The sequence below is a fragment of the Mojavia sp. genome (assembly GCF_059505145.1).
On the sequence record NZ_JCACKA010000063.1, the window covers coordinates 155,690 to 178,929 of the forward strand.

Consider the following 23,240-nt stretch of genomic DNA (forward strand, 5'->3'; position numbering starts at 1 on the left):
ACTTTGAAGATATTTATAATCACTGTTTTCATTAATTAATTTAGCATCTCTTTCCTCTGCGTCTCTGCGTGAGATAAAAAAAGCGATCGCCTTTTACGACGCGCCAATATGCAATCGCTAATTTGTTGGTTGAGAAAGATTTAAAACCACAGCTAATGCTTGAGAAACAAGTTGCATTTCTGAATCAGATAGTTGACCAAGTTTTCTCACTAATCTGGTTTCTGAAACTGAGCGGATTTGAAAAGTATCCACACCAGAAACTTTAGCTAAACCATTATCTGCACTTGCTTCCAGTCGCACCATCCAAGGTCTGACTGCATATCTTTCTTTCCAATCTGTAACTGGAACAATGACTTTCAAAGGCAAAATCCCAATAGCATCATCATTGACTATGATACAAGGACGCTTCTTGCTAATTTCCGTCCCTACAGTTGGATCTAAATTCACTAACCAGACTTGACCTCTATACATAAGAGGCTGAGTTGTGGAGGTCTTCATCTGGATATTCGTAAAAATCTTCCCCTTCCAAATCAGAGAAGACATTTAATTCACTATCAGATGCGTAGTCTGCAACAGCTGTGATTGCGGCTAGTATTAATTGGCGTTTTTGCTCATCTTTGGTAAGTGAATTTTGCTCTCTAAGTACCAGTTTCAAAGCTGCTTCAGCTATTGTTAAACGATCGCTTACACTTAAATTTACAAGTGCTTGGAGAATTTCCTGAGTTCCCATGCTAATTCATAGAGCCACTTATATTACTCATAGTAATGAATTTATCTTATTCTTCGCTATCTTGATACAAATCCTGCAAGGCTTGCAGTTGAGTTTTACGAGCAACACGACGATATTTTTTACTTTCTAATTTTGGCTCGTATTGGCTCTGACCTTTGCCTTTGGTTTTTAACTTCAAGGTAGATTCAGGATCAGCTTGTTGGTTTAGGTGAGTTTGATACGCGATCGCATCTGCTAAAAATTCCACATAATGTTCATATCGCTCCCAGTCTCCCCGCACAGCACAATCTGGTTCATCTCGATGCAGGCAATCGCTAAACCGACAGCTACCAACAGCTAAACGCTCTCTGGCTTCGGGAAAATAATATATTAATTCTTCGGGAGTACAATAGAGGTCAGGCTGATTAAAACCTGGAGTATCTGCCAATAAGCCCCCATTAGGTAATTCAAATAACTCTACGTGGCGGGTAGTATGGCGACCACGAGCCAACTTGCCAGAAACTTCACCTACTCGCAAATTGGCATTGGGAATTAGTGTATTAATTAAACTTGATTTACCAACGCCAGAAGGCCCAGCAACTACAGTAATTTTATCTTGAAGATGGCTGGTTAATTGGTCAATATTTATACTATTTATGACGCTAATAAATAACGGCTGATAACCCCAACCAACAAGGCGATCGCTAATTTTTTGTTGCACCTGGGGTGAAACTAAATCACTTTTATTCAGGCATAAAACTACATCTAAACCTGTTGATTCAGCCTTAACTAAAAAGCGACTTAACTGGTAAGGTTCCAGAGGTGGATCTGCAACAGCGAATACCAGCATGATTTTGTCAACATTGGCGATGGGCGGACGATCTAATTGAGTTTGACGGGGTAAAACATCAGCGATCGCTCCTCGTCCTCCAGCCCAATCTGGTTCTTCAATGACCACGCGATCGCCCACCATCACTTGTTGCCCAATTTTTTTCAAGCGTGATCTGCGGGTGCAGAGGAGGAGTGAGGGAGGGGGAGAATGAGAGACAAGGGGAGTATTTATGTCCTTGTCTCCTACATCCAGCTGGACTTGGTAAAAATTTGCTTGTACAGCTAACACAGTACCTATTAACTGTCCAGTGGCGAAATCAGATTTTCCTGTCATTGGGCAATCACAGGACGGCGTACTAACAACGAAAAATAACCAGAGCAATCTGCAATTTGTTCTACTTGATAGCCTGCCATTGCTAGGCTATCAGGAACCTGCTCAATTGGCTCTCCAGGGTCAAGCCAAACTTCGAGCAATCCTCCCGGTGACATTTTCTCTAGACGTAGTTTTGTCCGAACAAAATTAATCGGGCAAGGAGTGCCGCGCAAGTCAAGTTGAGCATCAGGAGATGATAGAGAAGAGGGCTTCATTACTTAAACAGATTTCCTAAAAATCCTTCTAGACCGCCTTTACCAGTACGCTCTCCCTTAATTTTAGCCAGCTTCTCTAACAATTCTCGCTCCTCCGGAGTCACCTTGTTAGGAATATCGATTAGCACTGTCAGCATATGGTCTCCCCGACTGACAGGATTACCTAAGCGAGGTACACCACGATTTTCTAACTTCATCACCGTATTTGGTTGAGTTCCGGCGGGAATTATAAGTTCTACAGGCCCATCGACCGTATCTACTTCTAAACGGCAACCTAAAATTGCTTGCAGGTAGCTAATTTTAATTTCTGAGAGAATATTAATACCATCTCGGTGGAATTCCTCATCCTCATTCACGAATAAGTACACGTACAAATCTCCAGGCGGGCCACCACGCTGCCCCGCATCTCCTTCTTGAGAAATCCGCAAGCGTGTGCCATTATCTACACCCGCAGGAATAGTAATTTTGAGTTTTTTAGTGATTTGATTTGTGCCTTTACCGTCGCAAGCATCACATTTGTCTTCAATCACCATCCCCGTACCATTACACGTAGGACAAGTTGAAACTTGAGTGAAACTGCCAAAAGGCGTTCTAGTAACACGGCGTACTTGACCCGAGCCGCTGCAAGTCGAACAAGTCCGAGGACGAGTTCCTGGCTTTGCGCCTGAACCGGTACAGACATCGCAAGTTTCTAGATGAGAAATGCGAATTTCTTTTTCACCACCAAATACCGCTTCCCGAAAATCTAACTTCAGGTCTAATCGCAGGTCATCACCCCGCGCCGGCCCACTGCGTCGTCTTTGCGTTGTTGGGCCACCCATTCCACCAGCAAAACCACTGAAAATGCTTTCAAAGATATCGGCAAAGCCGCCCATGTCGCCCATATCTTGGAAGCCTACACCAGCGCCTGAAACACCCTCAGGCCCAAAGCGGTCATAACGAGCGCGGGTTTCCGGCTCGGAAAGCACTTCATAAGCGCGGTTAATCTCCTTAAAGCGATCCTCCGCTCCCGGTTCTTTGTTCACATCTGGGTGATACTTCCGGGCTAAACGGCGGTAGGCTTGTTTGATATCTTCTTTGTCGGCGTCACGGGAGACACCCAAAATTTCATAATAGTCGCGGGCCATATAGCAAAGGTAAAAGTTAGAAGTAAGAAAGCAGAAGAGCCACTGTATTGGAGAGCCAGTACGTTAAACGAGTTCCCCTATAAAGTATGTGGCGTGGCAGAAGGAAGAGGGCAAAAAGGCGAAAGGTAAAAGTTAATTTTTATTAATAATTGATTTTACCCTTTCCCTTTTAGAAAAATCACCAGCCAGTATTGAGCAACAGGTGCTTTCCTCGTAGAAGACGACAAAAGCTACAGAAATCACGAGCAAAGCAAACCTCTACTCTGACTTCTCTCTGCCTGAGGCTATCTCTTTTACAATTGTGCTACGTAGGTGGGGCAAACCCCGCCCATCCACCAGAGGAGCTAGCCGCACCATTAGGTGTGGAAAACCCCCCAATGCGTTTTGGCATCTGTGCTGGTACACCCTCTAGCCCACGGCAATTCGCTTCTACAATCTAGCAAACTTGGGGACTGGGGACTAGGGACTGGGAAAAGCAACTTGTGCAGGGAGCAGGGAGCAGGAAAGACAAAGGGACAAGGGGACAAGGGGAAAGAACCATGATTAACTCTTGCTCCTTGTCCTCTTCATCCAATGCCCAATACCCAATCCCTAATCTATCGCCTCGTAATCAGCCTGTGCGGTGTTTTCGTCATCAAAATCAAAGTTAAATTGCGGTATTAGCGTTCCACCCATTGGTTGCTCCTGTTCTGAAGTAAACAGAATTTCTGAAACCTCAGCTAACTCATCATTTTGGTTATTAGCCCGGTTATACACGTTAGCACCAATGGCAAATAGCGCTTTTTGGAAATCTTCCAAGCGCTGCTGAAATTCTTGTGGAGAAATACTGGAGTTAGCTATTGCTGCTTGGAGTTGTTGGACTTTTTCATGTGCCAAAGCTTTCATCTCCTCACCAATGAAGCCGCTATTCTCCTTTAAAGTTGTTTCATAACTTAAAAATAGATTCTCTGCCTGGTTTTTAAGTTCAACCAGTTCTTTACGTCTTTTATCTTCCTCAGCAAACACTTCGGCTGCTTGCCGCATTCGTTCTACTTCTTGGGTACTCAAGCCGCCTGTATTCGTAATCCGAATACTATGCTCCCTGCCAGTACCTTTGTCTTGAGCGCTAACCTTGAGGATGCCATTGACATCGATTTCAAAAGATACTTCTATTTGCGGGACGCCACGAGGTGCTGGAGGAATTCCTGCTAAAAGGAACTTACCAAGACTTTTATTATCCCGTGCCATTGCTCGTTCACCTTGGAGAACGTGTATTTCTACCGAGGTTTGCCCATCAACTGCTGTAGAAAAAATTTGGGATCTGCTGGTAGGAATTGTGGTGTTACGTTCGATGATTTTGGTAAATACTTCTCCTAAGGTTTCAATTCCCAAAGACAGGGGTGTGACATCCAATAAAAGGAGATTATCAACTTCTCCACCTAGTACCCCGGCTTGGATAGCAGCTCCTAGTGCGACTGCTTCATCGGGGTTAACAGAGCGATCGGGAGCTTTGCCGTTGAAAAACTTGCTCAAGGCGTTTTGGACGGCAGGGATGCGGGTAGAACCACCTACTAAAATAATCCGATCTATATCTTGTGGTTTGCGATCTGCGTCTTTCAACGCTTGGATCATCGGATCAATCGTAGCTTGAATTAAATGATTTGTTAGTTCTTCAAATTTGGAGCGGCTGAGTTCCAATTCTAGATGCTTGGGGCCTGTCTCATCAGCAGTGATAAAAGGCAAATTGATAGATGTATTCAGCATACTAGAAAGTTCAATTTTTGCCTTTTCTGCTGCTTCCCGTAGGCGTTGCAGTGCCATTTTGTCTAGAGACAGGTCAATTTTCTCTTGTTGCTGGAAGCCTTCAATTATCCAGCGCACAATACAATCATCAAAGTCGTCACCACCGAGTTGATTATTACCATTAGTGGATTTAACTTCAAAAACACCATCTCCAAGTTGCAGGATGGATACGTCAAAAGTACCGCCTCCCAGATCAAAGACTAAAATTAGCTGCTCTTGGTTTTGCTTATCTAAACCAAAGGCTAAAGCAGCCGCAGTTGGTTCGTTGATGATCCGTAGGACTTCAAGTCCAGCAATAGTTCCCGCGTCTTTAGTTGCTTGTCTTTGAGCGTCTGTGAAATATGCTGGTACGGTAATCACTGCCTGAGTAACAGTTTCACCCAAAAAATTTTCTGCGTCCTGTTTGAGCTTTTGCAAGATCATGGCAGAAATTTCTTGTGGTGTATAGTTACGTCCGCGAATTTGCACATCAACGGTATCGTCTCGACCTTTGACACAGTTGTAAGGTACGCGATCGCGTTGTGTATCCGTGTCTTCCCAACGAAGACCGATGAATCGCTTGATACTGAAGACTGTGTTTTCGGCATTGGTTACGGCTTGGCGCTTTGCCAACTGACCGACTAAGCGATCGCCTCCTTTTCCAAATCCCACAATACTAGGAGTAGTTCGTCCACCTTCGGAATTAGCGATCACAAGTGTTTGACCACCTTCCATAACTGCGACGCAACTGTTAGTAGTGCCTAAGTCGATTCCAATAACTTTTCCCATACTGCTCAGTATTTTTACGGATTTCTTTTGACTTGATGCTTCGCGGACGTTCTTATTTTTGTGTTGTGCTACAGACCAACGCTCACGGAAAAGTCTGTGGAAATCCTGTTACTAACGGTAAGCAAGAAGTTGAAAAACACAGATGTGTTTCAAGGTGAGTGCTTAAAGTTACCTTTGGAGGGTTACTAACACTTGAACGTTGGTTTCTTTTCAGACAACCATGCCTCTTTATGAAAGCTAGCACCAAAGGACAAGCCGTCAAACTTCGGCTTACCGTCAACAGCCATTCCTGGATTAAATATGGGATGCTCGCCTTTGCTAGAACCAAGGCACTTTTGGTCAGTGAGGCGAGCAAATACAGCTTAACTGTTGGCTGGACTCGACTGATTTTCTTGTGCAGGTAGTGTGTCTTCCTTTGGAGCAGCCACTTTCACCATTGCATGGCGCAGCACGCGTTCACCCAAGTAATATCCGCGTACTAACTCTTCTAACACTGTTCCTTCAGGATGTTCATCCGTAGGTTCGCGCATTACAGCTTCATGCAGGTTGGGATCGAATTCTTGACCTTCAGGACGCATTGGCGATACACCAAGGCGTTTGAGGCAATCTACTAATTGTTTGTAGACACCTTGGTAACTTTTATGAATTGTCATTTCGCCGTCGGTTTGTGGTTTGAGGTGCGATCGCGCCCGCTCAAAATTATCAACTACTGGCAATAATTCTGTAATTGTGTTGCGCTTCACCTGCGCCTCTAAGTCTTCTTTTTCTTTTTGGTTGCGTTTGCGGTAATTCTCAAAATCTGCGGCAATTCGTAGATATTGAGTGTTACGCTCTTCAACTTGCGCTTTGAGAGACTCGATTTGTTGAGCCAATTCTGTCAAAGCTGCCGTTTGTGCGCCCTGATTTTCACTAGCAGCGACGCCATTCTCTTGATTGAGCGTAGCTGTACCTACTGGTGCATTAGTTTGATCTGCCACTTGCTCAGTAACCTCGCTGCCAGATTCGTTGGAGTTGATTTGGGTTGGGGAGTCGCTATTCATTGCTTGCTTTACCTCTATTGGTTCACCCAATTGCTGGCTTGTATTGTTTACCTGTTTATTTTCGTCTATCATTGTCCACTCATCCCAGATACTATTTACGGCATTATGTCACTACAGGTTGCGTTGCTATTGACAGCTAGCAACTGCGGCTTGTCATGTTGCCGAAATTTTCCTGGAACTGATGTCACGTCTTCTTATTGTGACAAATGGTGAACGCGTTAGCGTATAAGCTCCCAGGACGGTAATCCGAACGGGTAGGGTAGTTGGAAAAGCACGTCTTTCGGACGAGAGGCGGTCAAGATATTTCGCCCCTCATCATTAGTTATAAGTCATTCTTTTTACTTAAATTTACGTAAGATTCAACGTTTACTCTTACCAAGAACGCCTCAAACATCGACTTCATAACTTGCTTGACACCAAAGTTGCTTGAGTAGCAAAAATTTTTGGCTCGAATTTACTCAACGTAAATGAGAATTCTATGCCACAGCCTGGGAATACTTTACTCAGAGGTTTTCCCTACCAATTGCTCATATATGACTTACTCGTCACCACAACGGCGCAGTACCGCTCTAACTACAAAAACAGAGTTTTCGCCCTTCGGCAACAAGCTAGTGCAGGCTGGTTATGTCAATAGCGAACAGATGAGGCAGGCGCTGATTGAAAGCCGCAAGTCTGGCATCCCGCTAACAGAGATGCTGGAGTCAATCACTGGGCGACAACTATCACCTGAGTTACTCAGACAGTACAAGAAACAGCAGTTATTTGAACTTAAAATACTATACGGTGTTGAATTCCTCGATCCGGAAGTCAACCAGCTTGGCAATACGATGGTGGGAAAACTGATTGAAACCTTAATCCCGGTGGATATCTGTCGCCGCCATCGCTTGATACCACTATCAAAAAACGAAGACCAAACCCCCCCCTGCGTTTTAGTGGCGATGGTCGATCCGGATAATTTAGAGGCTTCGGATGACCTCAACCGCATCTTGCGCCCACAAGGTTTAGCATTGCAGCGCATGGTGATCACCCAAGAGGATTACCAACAGATTATCAATCAATACTTGGATGAACTGGCTGTACGACAAAAACATTTAGAACAAGAAAAATTTACAGACATCAATCAAGATTTAGAAAATCTTGGTAATCTCGATGCAGATGATACCCCTGATGACATGGAGGCTGACTTAGGGGCGGCGATGAAGGGTGCGGAAGATGCACCAGTCATTAATCTAGTCAATAGAATTCTTGCCAAAGCCTTGCATGAGAAGGTATCTGATATCCACATCGAACCGCAAGAAGAAAACCTCCGCATTCGCTTTCGTAAAGATGGCGTACTGCGTCAAGCTTTCGACCCCTTGCCCAAAAAAATCATTGCGGCAGTGACAGCCCGGTTTAAAATCATCTCCAACCTAGACATTGCTGAGAGACGTTTACCCCAAGACGGACGCATTCGGCGGATGTTTGAGGGACGTAAGGTGGATTTTCGTGTAAATACCTTACCCAGTCGCTACGGCGAGAAAGTTTGTCTACGGATTTTAGATAACTCCTCCACTCAACTCGGATTGAATAAGCTGATTACCGATCAGGAAACCTTAGATATTGTTAAGGACATGGTGAGTCGTCCCTTCGGTCTGATCTTGGTCACTGGGCCAACTGGTTCTGGTAAAACCACCTCGCTTTATTCAGCACTGGCAGAAAAGAACGATCCGGGAATTAATATCAGTACGGTAGAAGATCCAATTGAGTACAGTTTGCCAGGAATTACTCAAGTACAGGTGATTCGGGAGAAAGGGCTGGATTTTGCTACTGCTTTGCGGGCTTTCTTACGGCAAGACCCAGATGTGTTACTCGTGGGTGAAACACGAGACAAGGAAACTGCAAAAACCGCGATTGAAGCAGCCCTGACAGGTCACTTGGTATTAACTACCTTACACACAAATGATGCTCCAGGAGCGATCGCCCGTTTGGGAGAAATGGGCATTGAACCTTTCATGGTTTCTAGTTCCCTGATTGGCGTCTTGGCACAACGCTTGGTACGACGTGTATGTCCTGATTGTCGTATTCCCTATACTCCCACTACCGAAGAACTTGCTCGCTATGGTCTATCAGCTTCTCAAGAGGTGAGTGTCACTTTCTACAAAGCTAATACCTTGCCAGCCGAATCCCAGGCAGAAGCTAAAGCCAAAGGTCAAGGTTGTTCAACCTGTAATGGTGTCGGTTACAAGGGACGTTGTGGTGTTTACGAGGTCATGCGAGTCACCGAGAACTTGCAAACCTTAATCAACGAAGAAGCACCAACGGAACGCATTAAAGAAGTAGCAGTAGAAGAAGGCATGAAAACCTTGCTGGCTTACAGCTTGGATTTAGTGCGTCAAGGTTCCACGACCTTAGAAGAAGTTGAGCGGGTAACTTTTACTGATACCGGTTTGGAAGCCGAATTAAAAGCTAAACGTAAGAGTGGTCTAACATGCCGCACTTGTGATGCCACATTACAACCAGAATGGCTAGATTGCCCTTACTGTATGACACCTCGCTTTAGTGATTAGTCAACCCCTACGGGAAATTCGCTCATTAAAAACTCAAACAGGTCTTTGATTTTAAATTGGAGTGCAGCGACGGTCAAGGCTCAATAATCACAGGCAAACAAAAAACCACTAACAACTGACAAAGGAAGCAAAACTATGGAAATGATGATTGAAGACTTGATGGAGCAGATGATTGAAATGGGCGGTTCGGATCTGCATTTATCCGCAGGTTTACCTCCCTATTTCCGTATCAGTGGCAAACTCACTCCCATCGGTGAGCATATATTAACTGCTGATCAGTGTCAGAGACTGATTTTTAGTATGCTCAACAATACCCAGCGTAAAACTTTAGAGCAGACCTGGGAACTAGATTGTTCTTACGGCGTTAAAGGCTTGGCTCGCTTCCGCGTCAATGTTTATAAGGATCGGGGAGCATACGCTGCTTGCTTGCGTGCTTTAAGTTCCAAAATTCCCAACTTTGATAAATTGGGTCTGCCAGATGTAGTGCGGGAAATGACAGAAAAGCCCAGAGGATTAATTCTGGTAACGGGGCCTACTGGTTCTGGTAAGACAACTACCCTAGCGGCAATGATTGACTTAATTAACCGCACTAGGGCAGAGCATATCTTAACAGTAGAAGACCCAATTGAATTTGTCTATGAACCAATTAAAAGCTTGGTTCACCAACGACAACTTGGGGAAGATACAAAGAGCTTTGCTAATGCTTTGAAAGCAGCTTTGCGGGAAGATCCAGATATTATTCTGGTAGGAGAAATGCGGGATTTGGAAACGATTTCTTTGGCTATTTCTGCCGCAGAAACAGGACATTTGGTATTTGGAACTTTGCACACTAGTTCTGCTGCACAGACCGTTGACCGGATCATCGACGTTTTCCCCCATGAAAGACAAACCCAGGTACGGGTGCAGTTATCTAACTCGTTGGTGGCAGTATTTAGCCAAACTTTAGTACCAAAGAAAAATCCCAAACCAGGTGAATATGGCCGGGTGATGGCTCAAGAAATCATGATTATTACTCCTGCTATTTCTAACTTAATTCGAGAAGGTAAAACATCTCAAATTTACTCAGCAATTCAGACTGGCGGTAAGTTGGGTATGCAAACTTTGGAGAAGGTTTTAGCAGATTTGTATAAAGCAGGAACTATCTCCTTTGAAGCAGCTATGTCTAAGACTTCCAAGCCTGATGAAATCCAACGTCTGATCGGTGGCGCTCCACCGCAAGCAGCAGGTGCAAAACCTGGTGCTAGTGGTGTTGCTAGAGCGCATTAAAGTTTGACTAAACACAGTACTGGTAATGGTTAATAGATAACAATCAAGGAGCTAAAATAATAATTATTGACTATCAACTATGGACTATTAACCAAAGTACTAATTACTTCATTTTGAATTTTTAATTTATTAATCTATGCCTACCTATGTTGCCCGCGTTCGGGACTCACAAGGAAGATCCAGAACTGAAAAATTTTCTGCTGAATCTTTAGCTCAAGCCCGTACTAATCTAAGAGATCAAGGGTTTGTTGTCCAAGAGTTAAAACAATCTCAAAGCTTCAGCTTTGATATGAAAAAATTTCAGACCTCAATGGTCAAAGTTTCCGTTAAGGATAAGGCGGTGTTCTCTCGTCAGTTTGCCGCTTTAACGAATGCGGGAGTAGCAATTGTTAGAAGTCTGGGCGTACTATCTGAGCAGTGTAGCAATCCTAAATTAAAAGCAGCTCTGATTGAGATTAGCGGTGATGTCCAAACCGGCACGAATCTTTCAGATGCAATGCGTAAGCATCCTCAATGCTTTGATAATTTGTATGTCAGTATGGTTCAAGCTGGCGAAATTGGTGGTGTTCTCGACGAAGTATTAAATCGCTTAGCTAAGTTGTTAGAGGATGTTGCTCGTTTACAAAACCAAATCAAAGCCGCATTGTCTTATCCCGTGGTTGTGGGTTTTTTAGCAACTGCGATCTTTGTAGGCATGACTGTTTTTCTAATTCCCATTTTTGCCAATATTTTTAAAGAAATAGGAGTAGAGTTACCTGCTTTAACACAATTCTTGATGACTTGCAGTGAAATATTACGCAGTTGGTGGTCTCTAGTGATTATTGCTGCAATTATGGCATTTATGTTTGCCTATAAGCAGTATTACAAAACTCGTGTTGGTAAAGAAACTATCGATCGCCTTTCTTTGAAGATGCCTTTGTTTGGTGACTTGATTCAAAAATCCGCAGTAGCCCGCTTTAGCCGTACTTTCGGGGCTTTAACTCGTTCTGGTGTACCCATTCTCACTTGTTTAGAAATTGTGCGGGATACATCAGGAAACCAAGTTGTTGCCAACGCCATAGATGCAGCACGTGCAGAAATTCAACAAGGAGGCATGATTAGTATTGCTTTGCAAAAAGAGGCTGTGTTTCCTGCTATGGCAATTCAGATGATGAGTATTGGCGAAGAGACTGGAGAATTAGATGCGATGTTGATGAAAGTTGCAGATTTTTATGAAGATGAAGTCGAGCAAGCAGTCAAAGCACTAACCAGTGTTTTAGAACCACTAATGATTGTAGTCTTGGGTGGGATGGTTGGTACGATTTTGTTGGCTATGTATCTGCCTATGTTTAAGGTATTTGAAAAGCTTGGCTAAACAAAGGCTGAAGTATAAATTATGTAAATCTTTATACTTCATACTTCACAATTCGTACTTCATCCTTGAAAGAAACATGCCTGTGCAAAAATCTGATTACGAAGCTAGTTTAGCGGAGTATAGCCATCATATAGCTGCGATCGCTTTGTTGAAGCAGTATCGACCTTACTTGGAGATGATTCCTAGTTTGCGGCGTCCAGATGAAAGTGTGATCACAATTCCTTTGCCAATTATCCGTCTCCGTAAAACAGAGACAACAGCTCCGCAGACTACTTGTTTACCCTGTGATCTGGCAATATTAATGTGCGATCCGGAGTGGAAAATCAAAACTGGAGCTGAGATTTTAGTTTTTATTCATCGTCCCCATGAAGACTTTTCTGACTTGTTGGGGCGCTGGCGACAAACCCAAGTTTTCCTAGACAAAGATTATGAGTGGCTAATGCCTTACCGCCACAAGCATGTTTTGAGTGAGGGAACTAATACTATATATCCTCTGTTTGTGGTTTTTAATGAAACTTCAGAACGCATTCAGCGGGGTCTTGTGGGTGCAGAACTTCCATTTGTGATTCAAGCACCTCCCTTGGTATTTGAAGATCATCCTATCGACTCTTTTTCTCCAGAAAGTCCAATAACTTAGATCAAACAAAATACAAAATTAAAAAAGGCAAAAGAAGGATTTTCTCTTTCTTTTGCCTTTTTATTTACGGATACTTTACCGTACAGATTTTGCTACATAGTCCGACTAATTAATTCATCGTACTGGTTCACTTTTTACTTTACAAAATGAGGCATAATTTCAGCGGCGGTAAATATTCCGTACATGCCGCGCTGGTACAATTGGTTACCAGCTTTGAGATAACCAAAAGCAGGGCCGCAGACATTGGCTGCCATGCTAGTTTCATCTCCAAGGGTAAAGGTGTGGGTGGAAATCTTACCTTCAAAGGTGCGCCCTGTTACCTTAACGTTGGTACTGAGGGGTTTTTTAGGATTGCGAGTGTCAACTACACCACCAACAGTAACGCGATCGCGATCGCAAATTCCCGCAAACTCTAGCATTACATCATCAGCGTGTTCCATACTTGTCAAGGTAAGCACGCCATTAGTTTTATCTAGTAGTGCTTCTACTTCTGCGTCAGTCATTGCCCTGGCAGTTTCCACTGTATAACCAGGCATATGGCCAATGTCTTCTCGAACTGTGGCGCGGTAAGCTTCCCAGTTGGCAATTCCCACCCCAAAGGTAATTTCAACTTTATGAATTTCGGCGTAGCTTTGGGCTGCTAAAGCGGCTGCTGCTGTTAAAAGTCCTGGTGTAGCACCACATCCTGTCATGTAGGTAATCCCAGCAGCTTGCAGTTCTGCTTTCATCGCCAGTAGTTGTTCTACAGCAGTGGTGCGTTTAATTGCATCTACTAGCACCCCACGCCAACCGGATTTAATAAACTCTTTGGCGACAGAAGGAATAAAGTCGTTGGGTAAGTTAGGCAAAGCCAAAAAATACCCATCCACAGGATGTGCGCTTTCGATTAAATCCTGGATACTATGATTTGTTAAATTACCAACTGGCTCTAAATAACCTACCGAACCTTGAGACTGGTAAGTTGCAATACATTCTTTAGTATTTAAACCATCAGCAGCGTAGGCATAGCCTTTTTGATCTGCCGCTGCAACTAAAATCATTTCCCGTTTGCCAGCAAGTACCTTGGCGGCTGCTTGTCCGAGTCCGCCGAAACCCAGTACTCCCACACGTATCGCTGGCGAAATATTTAGAGAACTTTTGACTTGTTCTAAATTCATAGTCAATTAGTTAAGTTGAAACAAAAGCCTTTAGCATTAAGCATCTCAGCGTCTGGCTTGTGGCTTGTGGCTGATGGCTAATAGCTAAAAGCTATAGAGGTTAATTATGATTCATTATCCTGGGTTCTTCTGCTCCCAGATCGCTTTTTTTGCCAGAAATTATTGCTGAGTTGCTGGGCGTGAGTGAATTCTTATCCAGCATCGCCTCAAAAATCCAGAGTACTAAGAACATTACGACTACCATACTTACTATTTTTTTACATTCTTGTGTCCTAATAACTCTTGTGTTTTTTAAATATCGTAACCATTCTGCACTAAGTGTGTAGCGAAACTGTAATGAAAAGGTGACAGCAAGCCGTTTTGCAAAAAATTGCTTATTTTTCCTATCTCTTCAAGGGCGAGATGAGTTTCATTGCTGCTTTGCAAATTGCTTTTTTAATATTTTTATATTTTGTATAAGAAATTACTTAAATATATTGATGTGTAAAAAACATTTGTATAAAATTTACATATTATTTTTTTATTTTAAAATGGCATCAAGTTCATCGTCTAGTAGAGATATCGGTTTAGATACTCTCAAAGCTTTCGGTATTATTTCAGTACTATTCTGGCATTTACAACCAATTCAAATTTATGGAGAGGATATATTGTCAATAATTATCAGAATGTTAGTTATTACTATAAACTATCAGTTATTTCTCGTAGCTGTTCCTATATTTTTTGTTGTCTCAATTTATCTTTTTTTAAAGAAGGCTAACTCAGATAATAGATATTCTTTCAAAAGATTATTGAATTTATTTAAATTATTTGCTTTTTGGACTGGATTCCATCTGATTTTCTATTTCATTACTCAAGTTGCGATTTTTAAAACTATTGAATTTGAAAACTTAATTTCATCTTTAGATATAACTAAAGTATTACTTGGGATTCAACCGAGCCTCCCTCTAGCGGGAGACTCGGTTTTCTATTTCTTATTTAACTTAATTTTTCTAACCGCTCTGGCTTTCATGTATAAGCAAGTGGCTCAGAGAAACAGACAGATTTTATCTATTGCAATTATTATTATATTTACGATTTACTTTGAATTTTTATCAATTATAGGTATTTATATTAATTACTATAGGCTTGATAATTTTATTGTTTATATTGCAATTGCAGATATCTTTGCTACTACTCCTAAATTACTTAGTAGGCTTAAATATTTATATCTTGCTATATATATATGCTTTTCGGTTCAAGATATTATTTTTAGAGAAATGGGCATGATTATGAGTATTTATGCTAGAGGATCTATTCTATATGCTAGTCTGGTCATTTTATCCTTCATTTATCCATTAAATGTTGGCGAAAATTTATTTATAAAGAAACTTGCCAAGTATTCTTTAGGAATCTATGCTTTTCATAAATATTGGCAGTATTTAATTATAATGTTCATCATTCAAATTCAAAGCCAAATAAGTTTTATTAGATACAACACATTTATACCTTTGCTCGTGACATTTCTAGTTATAATCACTACTGCTGCAACCATTTTTATACTTAATAAAACACCTTTAAAAGTCTTTATTTGTTGAAATTCCCAAGTGTCTTGAACATGGGCGCAGCTATTAGAACCCGAATTGTTAAAATCGACAATTTTCAAGGTGTTAGGTTCGCAAACTTCTGTTAGAGCAACGCGGTATTCATACAGAGGTTGAAATTGAGGTTAATGGCGATCGCCTAATTTTTCGCCCAACACAAAAATTACGGCTTGGGTGAGACGATGCTTTTGCAGCAATGGCTCAACAACAGGATAATATTCCCCTAAATGACGTTAATACAATAGGTTTAGATCAGTTGGAATGGAAGTGGTAGTCAAGTGTTAGGTAAAATCACATTATTTTAACTTATCCCAATTAAATTTTCTTTATAAATAACCCCTGAATTATCCCCTGTCCTCTGTTCCTTGCCCTTTATTACTATTTCGCCGGAAGGTTTTTTCTGTTAACGAAACACTGCCAATACCTTGGAGAATCCCACGACCAATTAAACCTAAACCGCGACCAATGACTTGAGTAAGAATAAACACAATCCCACTGCCAAAAACAGCTAATAGTGATTTGATCCGAGGTGCAATCGCATCTTGAAATTCTAAGAGCAGCGTCACCGCAAGAGGAACTCCAGATAATTTTGTTAGCTCTTGACCACGAGGAGCATAAACTGAAGTTTTAGCAATACCACGGGGCGCAAATACAAATAGCTCATAACGGCTTTCAAAAATAGCCGTCGGTTTATTTATATAATTATACAAGCGGTATTTCCAAGTTAAATTGTTCCTAAAGCGCTCAATTTCTCTTGTTGAAATTAATTTCCGATCATAAAAATTTTGCTTAATCACCTCTAAATCTGCCAAAGAATTAAGTAGCGGTTGCACCACACCATTCGCTACTTGAATCAACAAATTCTCTAAAATCATTAATGCTTGTGACTGCGCTTCAGTGCTACCTGCTGGGTAAGATGTGTTCTCTACTTGCAAATCCCTTTGAAATAGTAGATAAGAAAATAACTCCATTACTAAAGGAGTTTGATTAAGTATTCCTGCTTGTACTACCTGAGAATTTTGCAATAAAAAAGGAACAGTTTCTAAACTGCGATCGCCTACTTGTAACCGAGAAAATTTTCCAAAAAAATCTGTAACTGCTACTTGCCACAAATCATGTAATATAGTATTTTTAAACTCATATAATTGACTAGGTTGAATTCGGGAAGCCCGTAATTCATCTAACATTTGAGCTAGTTTTTGCAGAATCAGATAAAGTAATTCTCGTTTTTTATCTGGGCGTAAAATATCAATTTCTAAAGGTACATCTGTAACATTTTGTAAAGGAAATTGCAATTTAGTAATACAAGATGCAAATAAAGCAGATTGCAGCGCTCTCGGACTCAGTAAAGGCGATGACTTTTGCACCTGTTGTGAGTTTGATGTCCTAATGGCAATACTTGTAGAGGAAATTCCAGGCGATCGCCGAGTAGATATAGCGAATTGTCGCTGCTTTTCTTGTCGCCTTTCCTGTGATGAAGCCAATAACTTATTCAACAACCAACGAGCCGCCAGCAGTTCTCGTCGCTGTCCAGCCAAAACTGCCTGATCTATTAATGGCAGTCCAGGAACTTGCAGTTGTGCTGTTACTGACGCTAGGGTAGATTCAATATAAGCAATTCCTGACAAGCGCCAATTATTCCGCAATTTAGCAAAAGCAAGCTTTAAATCATAAGTATTGAGTCTCCTTTGCTCCCCTGCTTCCCTTGTTTCTATCTCTTCATTTTCCCTGCTTTGTTCAAACCACAGGGAACCGCCTTTTGCTACTTCGTCAATAGCAGCAACCAACTCGGAAACAGCAGTACCTTTAGGGCAGTAGCCATCTACACCCGCTGATCTTGCTGCCAAAAGTAGTCCTGGATTGGTAATAGAACTTAGAAGCAATATTGGCAGATGAGGGTACTGCGCTTTTAGTTGTCCACACAGTTGTAATCCTTGCTGCTGAAGGTCAGTGGAACGACTATTACCTAGTTCTAAAATTACTAAATCGACTTGGTTGGGGTCTTGTTTGGCAAGTTCTGCCAATACTTGCAAAGCCGCAGTATCTGTTTCTACATCTGATACTACTTGCAAATGAGGAAATTTTTCCAATGCTACCCGTAGTCCTAAACGGAAGATAGGGTCTTGGTCAATTAACAATAATTTTAAAGGGCGATCGCTCATAGTCTCCTCAAAAACAGAGGCACTGTTTTTTACCAGCTAAAAAAACAGCTCCGATACTTAGCTTAGTCCTCCTTATTGTTACTTGTTTATGCAATTTGAGAATATGATGCTGATGAGGTTGAGAAGACGTTTGGTTTTAAAATTAAATATAAATAATGATATTAATAGGATGACAGGTATAAATAATAGGTACTTGACAAATACCGGTGGTTAGCTACCTTTATTTACCAACCACCGATTACTGCCAAAGAACGCGATTAGCAATTAACGCTGTTCTCTCGTGAGTTGCGGTAGCCATAAAAATTAATACTGTAGTCAGTGATCCGTACTCCTGTTTGCTGTTCAACTTGGCGGATAAAATCTTCTGGTAGTTCTATATGAACGTCGAGAATCTGATTAGTATCAATACAGTTGACATGACTATGGGAATCACTGATGTTACCGTATAGACGCCCATCACAACGTTCAATACACTCAATGATACCTTGACTAGATAAAGCTTCTAAATTTTGATAGACAGAGGTATGACCGATCTCTTTGCCTTGCTGGTTCAAGCGATCGTAAATTTCTCTAGCAGAAAGATGTTCATTTGCTTGCCAAAGCAGTTCCAGAATAAAGCGGCGCTGACGGCTAACTCGCATACCTAGCACTTGACACTGTGCAAGAGCATCTTCTAGAGAACGAATTGGTTTTGTCGATATTGCTTGTTTTTGCATATTTAAGTTTGTTAACTGTTGGGTTAATTTTCCCATTTCAAGGTTAGATGGTTATTCTTATAAGCGAGGATATTACTACTACCTTTCGGTTCAACCTGTGTTATTTCTTTTGAACGCTGCGGAAATCACAGGTTGAGGCGAAAATTTTTGATTTGTTGGGAGTCGTCTTGTCACACCTTAATCTAAAACAAACTCATTACAACTTTAGCTTAAAATATATGGCAATGTCCACTTAAGCGCAGGCGTTCTCCTTGCTCCAGTAGGCTCATCCGCAGGAAATACCATACTCATGGTGTATTAAATTTACTTGAAAAGGAGAATAATTATAGACTTATAGAAGTCACGTCTAGCTTAAATAAAATACTGTATAGATAAGTAGTATATGTTGCAAGGCTTAGGCAAAGTTAAAGACCGATAAACTTGCTAGTTATACCTTGTGCATTTCATTTAGCGATCGCTGGTTCGTAAAAATTAAGTTCAAATTTTTTTAGATTTTAGCTATAAAAAATCGTCTGAAGAATCTGAGATTACGTTAATTACTTAAATTAAGGTTACAAATTATTTTTCTTTGTTACATCAAGCAGAGGCTTGTCTACTACGAATTTGTAGTAACCTGCAAGTGAAATGATATTATGCTGTCTTTAATGCAGATTAATTACTCTGTACAAAGTAATTAAGCAAGTTTTCGCCTAGCATTACAAAGCAAAAAAAGTAATGTTGCTATCACTGAAAGCATATCTAAAACGCCCTAAATTTTCAGCATATTCACGTATTAACATATTGTCCGCAAATTCACATAATGTCTAACAAGTAGATACGGAAGTAGAAAAACGAATTGATATTTATAACATCGAAGTTAGGTTGCTTCACTTTCAGTATTTGCTGTGTAATTTCTAAGGAGTAGGTAACTATAGCAAATAAAAATTACAAAGCGTAACAATATCCAAAGCACAGAGTTTATACCTCTTAGGTATAGACAATGAAAACGCCAAAGTTAATGGCATACCCTATGGGAAAACGCAAGCGAAGGTGGCAAGATGTCATCCTTAGACGTAGACCACCCTTCTTTTCAGCGGGTAGTCTAGCCGTGAAATCAATGCCAGTAACTTTTAGACAGATGATTTTCCTTTAATTTCGGCAAATAGACAAAGACGTTATGGGACGCGATACTTATCGCGTCTTTATTTTGTTAAAAACACGCCTAAAGCACTTAGAGCAGGGAGCAAAGTTAAAACAAATCTAGCATCCATCCCTGAAAGCTGCTACTGTAGATTCTCGATCCTACAGTTGAGCATAAAGAAAGTGGCCGCTGAGTCAATGACAATCACGATCGCAATCAATACTGACTCCATTAACAATCTGGATCTGTCACCCGCCTCAATGGTGATTGATAAACTATTACAAGAGGGGGCGATTTCGTCCCAAGAACAACTGCTACACTTTGATATCAAATATGACATGGAACCTGGCGATCCACGAGAGCTCTCAGAAATTCCTGAGGTGCGTCTGTGGTTTGTTCGCTTGGATGCCAAATATCCTTGGCTACCATTTTTACTAGATTGGAAAGCTGGGGAATTTGCCCGTTATACTGCCATGCTTGTACCACACCAGTTCACTGCTACAGAAGGTATTCAGTTCAATCCCGAAGCCTTAGAAATATTTTTGATGCACAAAATCTTTGTTTTAAGTGATTGGCTGAAGCAGCAGGGTATACCCAGTCAATCACGACTGAAATCTATGGCACAGCTGCTTGGTTATGACTTAGATGACGCTTTCTTCGAGATATTTTAAATTAGTTTACTTTGGTAATTAAATAAACTTAAATCCGCTGTTAAGCAGCGGATTTAATACCGCAACAATATTTAGGTTAGAAGCTGTTAGATTTTTACCTGGAGGGATGAAGTATTTTGGCTGATACTTTTCTGTATTTTGCTCTCAATATCTGGATTTGCAGCAAAATCCACTTAGGTTAAAAAATGATCGCTTACCCTAATTGTTACCAAAATTCTCCGATAAACAGCATTCTTACCATATTGATATCTAAATCTAATAAACGATCGCGGTTTGAGAAAACTACTGCTTTAGCCGCCCCAAATTTTCTCCAAAACTACTGTCGGTGAAATATCTGCCATTTTGCCTGTAGGAGATTTAATGGCAAGGAACTTATCGCTTTTTGGCAACAACTTGGCTGGATCGGTAGAACCAAATAGAGCAATGGTATAGGTTTGGACTGCTACACTCAGTTGCAAAGGCGCACTATCGGTAGACAACATCAAACTTGCTCCTCCAATAATCGCAGCCAACTTGCCGATATCATTTGGAGAAGTTACCTTGAGATTAGGAGCAGACTCCAAAAGTGCCCGTACAATTTGTTCATCCTCAGGCCCTTTAATGAGCACCACAGGCAGATCCGGTTGCTTGTGTTGAAAGTCCTGAATAATTTGCTGCCAGTTTTTCACAGGATAAATTTTATCCAATCCTTTAGCTTGGGATATTAGGCTAGAACCAGCATGAATCAAGATGTAACCTGTTTCATGCACTCCCAAGCGTTTTTGTTCCTTTTGTGCCCATTCAATATCTGATTTTGGCAAATTCACCGCTAATGGTGGGCAAGGAGACTTAATGCCTAATGGTTGCAGCAAGTCGTGGTAAACTGCCGCCGCATATTGTGATGGTTTGAATGGTACAGAGTTGGTGAGAAAAACTGCTCCTTTACCTTGGTAGCCAATGCGTGTGGGAATTCCCGCCAACCAAAGTAAAAGGCCTACCAACCAGCTTTGCCCTACAGTAATGGCGAGATCGTACTCGCGATCGCGAATCGCGCCCACCAGGTTACCCCAATCTGCTAGGCTGTTACGGTCTTTGTAATCAAATGTCAGTACCTCGTTAACTGACTTGCTTACCCGATAGGCAGCTTTTGAGCGAGGTTCCACTACTACATCTATCTGAGCATTGGGGTAATAGCGCTTCAGTTCATCTAGAGTCGGAAACAAGAGAATTTGGTCGCCAATTCCGCCAGGTACAAGGGCTACTACTCGCATAATATTTATTGACGCTTGACGCTTACTCGCTCCTTATTTTAGGGGAATATAGGTATTAGCGATTGGGTATTAGGGATTTGGTATTGGGTATTGGGCATTGGGCATTGGATAAAGAAGACAAGGAGCAAGAGTTAATCATGGTTCTTTCCCCTTGTCCCCTTGTCCCTTTGTCTCCCCTGCTTCCCCTGCTCCCTGCACAAGCTGCTTTTTCCTAGTCCCCAGTCCCCAGTCCCTAATTCAAAGATTGAGGAATTCTGTGTATTTACTAATTCCATCTGCCGGTATGGGTAGAAGAATGGGGAGCGATCGCAATAAACTCCTGCTGACAGTGCGATCGCAACCAATTATTGCTTGGACTCTCAAAGCCGCTGCTGCGGCAAATACAATCACTTGGATAGGAATTATTTCCCAACCCACTGACTGGGATGACTTCAAAGCAATTTTCGCTGATTTAAAGCTGACTAAACCAGTAGAATTAATTCGCGGAGGCTCTACCCGCCAAGAATCGGTTTACAATGGCTTGCAGGCGTTGCCAGCCCCAGCAGAACAAGTGTTAATTCATGATGGAGCTAGATGTCTAGTTACACCAGATTTACTCGACTCCTGCGCCCAAGCTATTCGCCACTGTTCTGGTTTGATTGCTGCTGTGCCTGTCAAAGACACTATCAAAGTTGTTGATGAAAATGGCATAATCCAAAGTACACCAGATCGACGGCAACTTTGGGCGGCGCAAACTCCTCAAGGATTTAATGTTGAGTTATTGAAGCAGTGCCATGGTGAAGGTATCCGTCAAGGCTGGGAAGTAACCGACGACGCTGCTTTGTTGGAAAAATGCGGTGTTGAAGTACAAATTGTCCCAGGAGAGGAGACAAATTTGAAAGTAACCACTCCCCAAGATTTGGCGATCGCAGAGTTTATCCTCAAAAGTAGATGCTTGTAATGGATAAACTGTGTTACTCAAAATTTTAATGCACCGCTAATGTAAATTTTTATGTGTCAAAATTTACATTGACGTATTTTAGTTTTTATGATATTATGCCACACACTTAGAAATCGTTCTTTGTCAAGTGTCAGTTGTCAATCGTGAATGACTAAATGGCTAACGACTAAATAACGACTAACGACTAACTACTAATGAATACAGCCACAGCGACGAAGATAGAAGCAATTCTCTATTTAAAGGGTAAGCCCTTGTCGCTCGGTGAAATCGCCGAGTATGCCGCGTGCGATCGCGCCACTGTTGAGGAAGGCATAATTGAACTAATTGACGACTATGCCCGCCGAGATAGCGCCCTAGAAGTCGTAGAAACGCCAAATGGTTACAGTTTACAACTGCGGCCTGACTTTCATGATTTAGTGCAAACACTAATTCCCGTAGAATTAGGTTTGGGTGCATTGCGAACCTTGGCAGCGATCGCCCTGAATAGTCCCATACTCCAAAGCGACTTAATTAACCTACGGGGTTCAGGAGTATATCAACATGTTCCAGAACTTGTGGAACTCGGTTTTGTCCGGAAACGCCGAGATAGTGATTCGCGTTCATACTCACTACAAATAACCCCGAAATTCCACCAGTATTTCCAAATCGAGCAACTTCCCCAAATATTATCCACAAGTCAGAAAGAACAACAACTAGAATTGGATTTAGAACTCAAAGAAAACGAAGCAGCAGAATAACTTGTGCTGTTTGACACTATATTTTTTACCAAAAAAGTAGTATTACCCTTGAGAACAACAAAAGTCTTTGAATCACGGTTAAGTCATGAGATAATCACACATTAAACAATTAAGCAAAGATCCTTCTGCGGTACTATTCGAGTATTTACAAAAGCCAAGCCTAAAACTAGCCAAGACGTTGAGCGTAAAACACTTGTAAACAGACATAGTTAGGATTTGCTCAGTTATAAATGTGGTAGTCGCCTTCCCCTGGGTAGAG

19 protein-coding genes and 1 pseudogene are annotated in these 23,240 nt (G+C 41.6%); 9 read left to right on the forward strand and 11 right to left on the reverse strand.

Annotation, left to right across the window (positions count from 1 at the left end):
* Window positions 1-117: 117 nt before the first annotated feature.
* Genes AC5JL8_RS12990 through dnaJ form a run of 5 tightly spaced genes read right to left on the reverse strand, consistent with a single transcriptional unit; the run spans window position 118 to window position 3,255 of the window.
* Window positions 118-471, reverse strand: a complete 354-nt coding sequence (locus AC5JL8_RS12990; protein WP_495880492.1) for a type II toxin-antitoxin system PemK/MazF family toxin — start codon at window positions 469-471, stop codon at window positions 118-120.
* Window positions 464-730: a hypothetical protein gene (locus tag AC5JL8_RS12995; protein ID WP_495880188.1), complete on the reverse strand. Its 267-nt coding sequence runs from the start codon at window positions 728-730 to the stop codon at window positions 464-466. Before AC5JL8_RS12995 ends, AC5JL8_RS12990 begins: the two co-directional genes overlap by 8 nt.
* Window positions 731-776: 46 nt before the next feature.
* Window positions 777-1,874: a small ribosomal subunit biogenesis GTPase RsgA gene (gene rsgA, locus AC5JL8_RS13000; protein WP_495880189.1), complete on the reverse strand. Its 1,098-nt coding sequence runs from the start codon at window positions 1,872-1,874 to the stop codon at window positions 777-779.
* Window positions 1,871-2,128 carry a sulfurtransferase TusA family protein gene (locus tag AC5JL8_RS13005; protein WP_495880190.1) on the reverse strand — a complete coding sequence of 86 codons (258 nt, stop codon included), beginning with the start codon at window positions 2,126-2,128 and terminating at the stop codon, window positions 1,871-1,873. Before AC5JL8_RS13005 ends, rsgA begins: the two co-directional genes overlap by 4 nt.
* The gene (gene dnaJ, locus AC5JL8_RS13010) at window positions 2,128-3,255 is read right to left on the reverse strand and encodes a molecular chaperone DnaJ (protein ID WP_495880191.1); all 1,128 of its coding nucleotides are present in this window, start codon (window positions 3,253-3,255) and stop codon (window positions 2,128-2,130) included. Before dnaJ ends, AC5JL8_RS13005 begins: the two co-directional genes overlap by 1 nt.
* A 191-nt stretch (window positions 3,256-3,446) precedes the next feature.
* On the opposite strand from dnaJ, the gene AC5JL8_RS13015 reads away from it, so the two are divergent.
* Complete coding sequence (locus AC5JL8_RS13015) at window positions 3,447-3,695, forward strand: hypothetical protein (RefSeq protein ID WP_495880192.1); 249 nt, start codon at window positions 3,447-3,449, stop codon at window positions 3,693-3,695.
* A 151-nt stretch (window positions 3,696-3,846) separates the two neighbouring features.
* Here the strand turns inward: AC5JL8_RS13015 and dnaK are convergent, their stop codons facing one another.
* Complete coding sequence (dnaK, locus tag AC5JL8_RS13020) at window positions 3,847-5,805, reverse strand: molecular chaperone DnaK (protein ID WP_495880193.1); 1,959 nt, start codon at window positions 5,803-5,805, stop codon at window positions 3,847-3,849.
* A gap of 362 nt (window positions 5,806-6,167) precedes the next feature.
* Window positions 6,168-6,917: a nucleotide exchange factor GrpE gene (gene grpE, locus AC5JL8_RS13025; RefSeq protein WP_495880194.1), complete on the reverse strand. Its 750-nt coding sequence runs from the start codon at window positions 6,915-6,917 to the stop codon at window positions 6,168-6,170.
* A 461-nt stretch (window positions 6,918-7,378) separates the two neighbouring features.
* On the opposite strand from grpE, the gene AC5JL8_RS13030 reads away from it, so the two are divergent.
* The 4 genes and pseudogenes from AC5JL8_RS13030 (at window position 7,379) to AC5JL8_RS13045 (ending at window position 12,648) form a co-directional block, all read left to right on the forward strand.
* Entirely contained in the window at window positions 7,379-9,391 is a 2,013-nt protein-coding gene (locus tag AC5JL8_RS13030) for a GspE/PulE family protein (protein ID WP_495880195.1), read from the forward strand.
* Between the two features lie 132 nt (window positions 9,392-9,523).
* Window positions 9,524-10,657 (forward strand): annotated as a pseudogene (locus AC5JL8_RS13035) (type IV pilus twitching motility protein PilT); the annotation flags it as partial.
* Between the two features lie 136 nt (window positions 10,658-10,793).
* Window positions 10,794-12,011, forward strand: a complete 1,218-nt coding sequence (locus tag AC5JL8_RS13040; RefSeq protein ID WP_495880196.1) for a type II secretion system F family protein — start codon at window positions 10,794-10,796, stop codon at window positions 12,009-12,011.
* A gap of 76 nt (window positions 12,012-12,087) precedes the next feature.
* Window positions 12,088-12,648 carry a hypothetical protein gene (locus AC5JL8_RS13045; RefSeq protein WP_495880197.1) on the forward strand — a complete coding sequence of 187 codons (561 nt, stop codon included), beginning with the start codon at window positions 12,088-12,090 and terminating at the stop codon, window positions 12,646-12,648.
* 134 nt (window positions 12,649-12,782) lie between these two features.
* On the opposite strand, the gene bioU is transcribed toward AC5JL8_RS13045, so the two are convergent.
* Complete coding sequence (gene bioU, locus AC5JL8_RS13050; protein ID WP_495880198.1) at window positions 12,783-13,805, reverse strand: (S)-8-amino-7-oxononanoate synthase BioU; 1,023 nt, start codon at window positions 13,803-13,805, stop codon at window positions 12,783-12,785.
* 344 nt (window positions 13,806-14,149) lie between these two features.
* Between bioU and AC5JL8_RS13055 the strand changes: the two genes are divergently transcribed.
* Entirely contained in the window at window positions 14,150-15,379 is a 1,230-nt protein-coding gene (locus AC5JL8_RS13055; RefSeq protein ID WP_495880199.1) for an acyltransferase family protein, read from the forward strand.
* Window positions 15,380-15,729: 350 nt separating this feature from the next.
* On the opposite strand, the gene AC5JL8_RS13060 is transcribed toward AC5JL8_RS13055, so the two are convergent.
* Window positions 15,730-17,547, reverse strand: a complete 1,818-nt coding sequence (locus tag AC5JL8_RS13060) for a DUF3685 domain-containing protein (protein WP_495880200.1) — start codon at window positions 17,545-17,547, stop codon at window positions 15,730-15,732.
* A 257-nt stretch (window positions 17,548-17,804) separates the two neighbouring features.
* Window positions 17,805-18,263, reverse strand: a complete 459-nt coding sequence (locus AC5JL8_RS13065) for a Fur family transcriptional regulator (RefSeq protein ID WP_495880493.1) — start codon at window positions 18,261-18,263, stop codon at window positions 17,805-17,807.
* 1,317 nt (window positions 18,264-19,580) lie between these two features.
* On the opposite strand from AC5JL8_RS13065, the gene AC5JL8_RS13070 reads away from it, so the two are divergent.
* A complete protein-coding gene (locus AC5JL8_RS13070; protein ID WP_495880201.1) occupies window positions 19,581-20,054 on the forward strand; it encodes a CRR6 family NdhI maturation factor in 474 nt (157 codons plus the stop codon).
* Between the two features lie 290 nt (window positions 20,055-20,344).
* On the opposite strand, the gene AC5JL8_RS13075 is transcribed toward AC5JL8_RS13070, so the two are convergent.
* A complete protein-coding gene (locus AC5JL8_RS13075; RefSeq protein WP_495880202.1) occupies window positions 20,345-21,304 on the reverse strand; it encodes a glycosyltransferase family 9 protein in 960 nt (319 codons plus the stop codon).
* A 256-nt stretch (window positions 21,305-21,560) separates the two neighbouring features.
* Here AC5JL8_RS13075 and ispD point away from each other — a divergent pair, with 256 nt between their 5' ends.
* Both ispD and scpB read left to right on the forward strand, forming a co-directional pair.
* Window positions 21,561-22,244 (forward strand): 2-C-methyl-D-erythritol 4-phosphate cytidylyltransferase, encoded by a 684-nt coding sequence (ispD, locus tag AC5JL8_RS13080; protein WP_495880203.1) that lies wholly within the window; start codon window positions 21,561-21,563, stop codon window positions 22,242-22,244.
* Between the two features lie 194 nt (window positions 22,245-22,438).
* Window positions 22,439-22,981 carry an SMC-Scp complex subunit ScpB gene (scpB, locus tag AC5JL8_RS13085; protein ID WP_495880204.1) on the forward strand — a complete coding sequence of 181 codons (543 nt, stop codon included), beginning with the start codon at window positions 22,439-22,441 and terminating at the stop codon, window positions 22,979-22,981.
* Window positions 22,982-23,240: the final 259 nt, after the last annotated feature.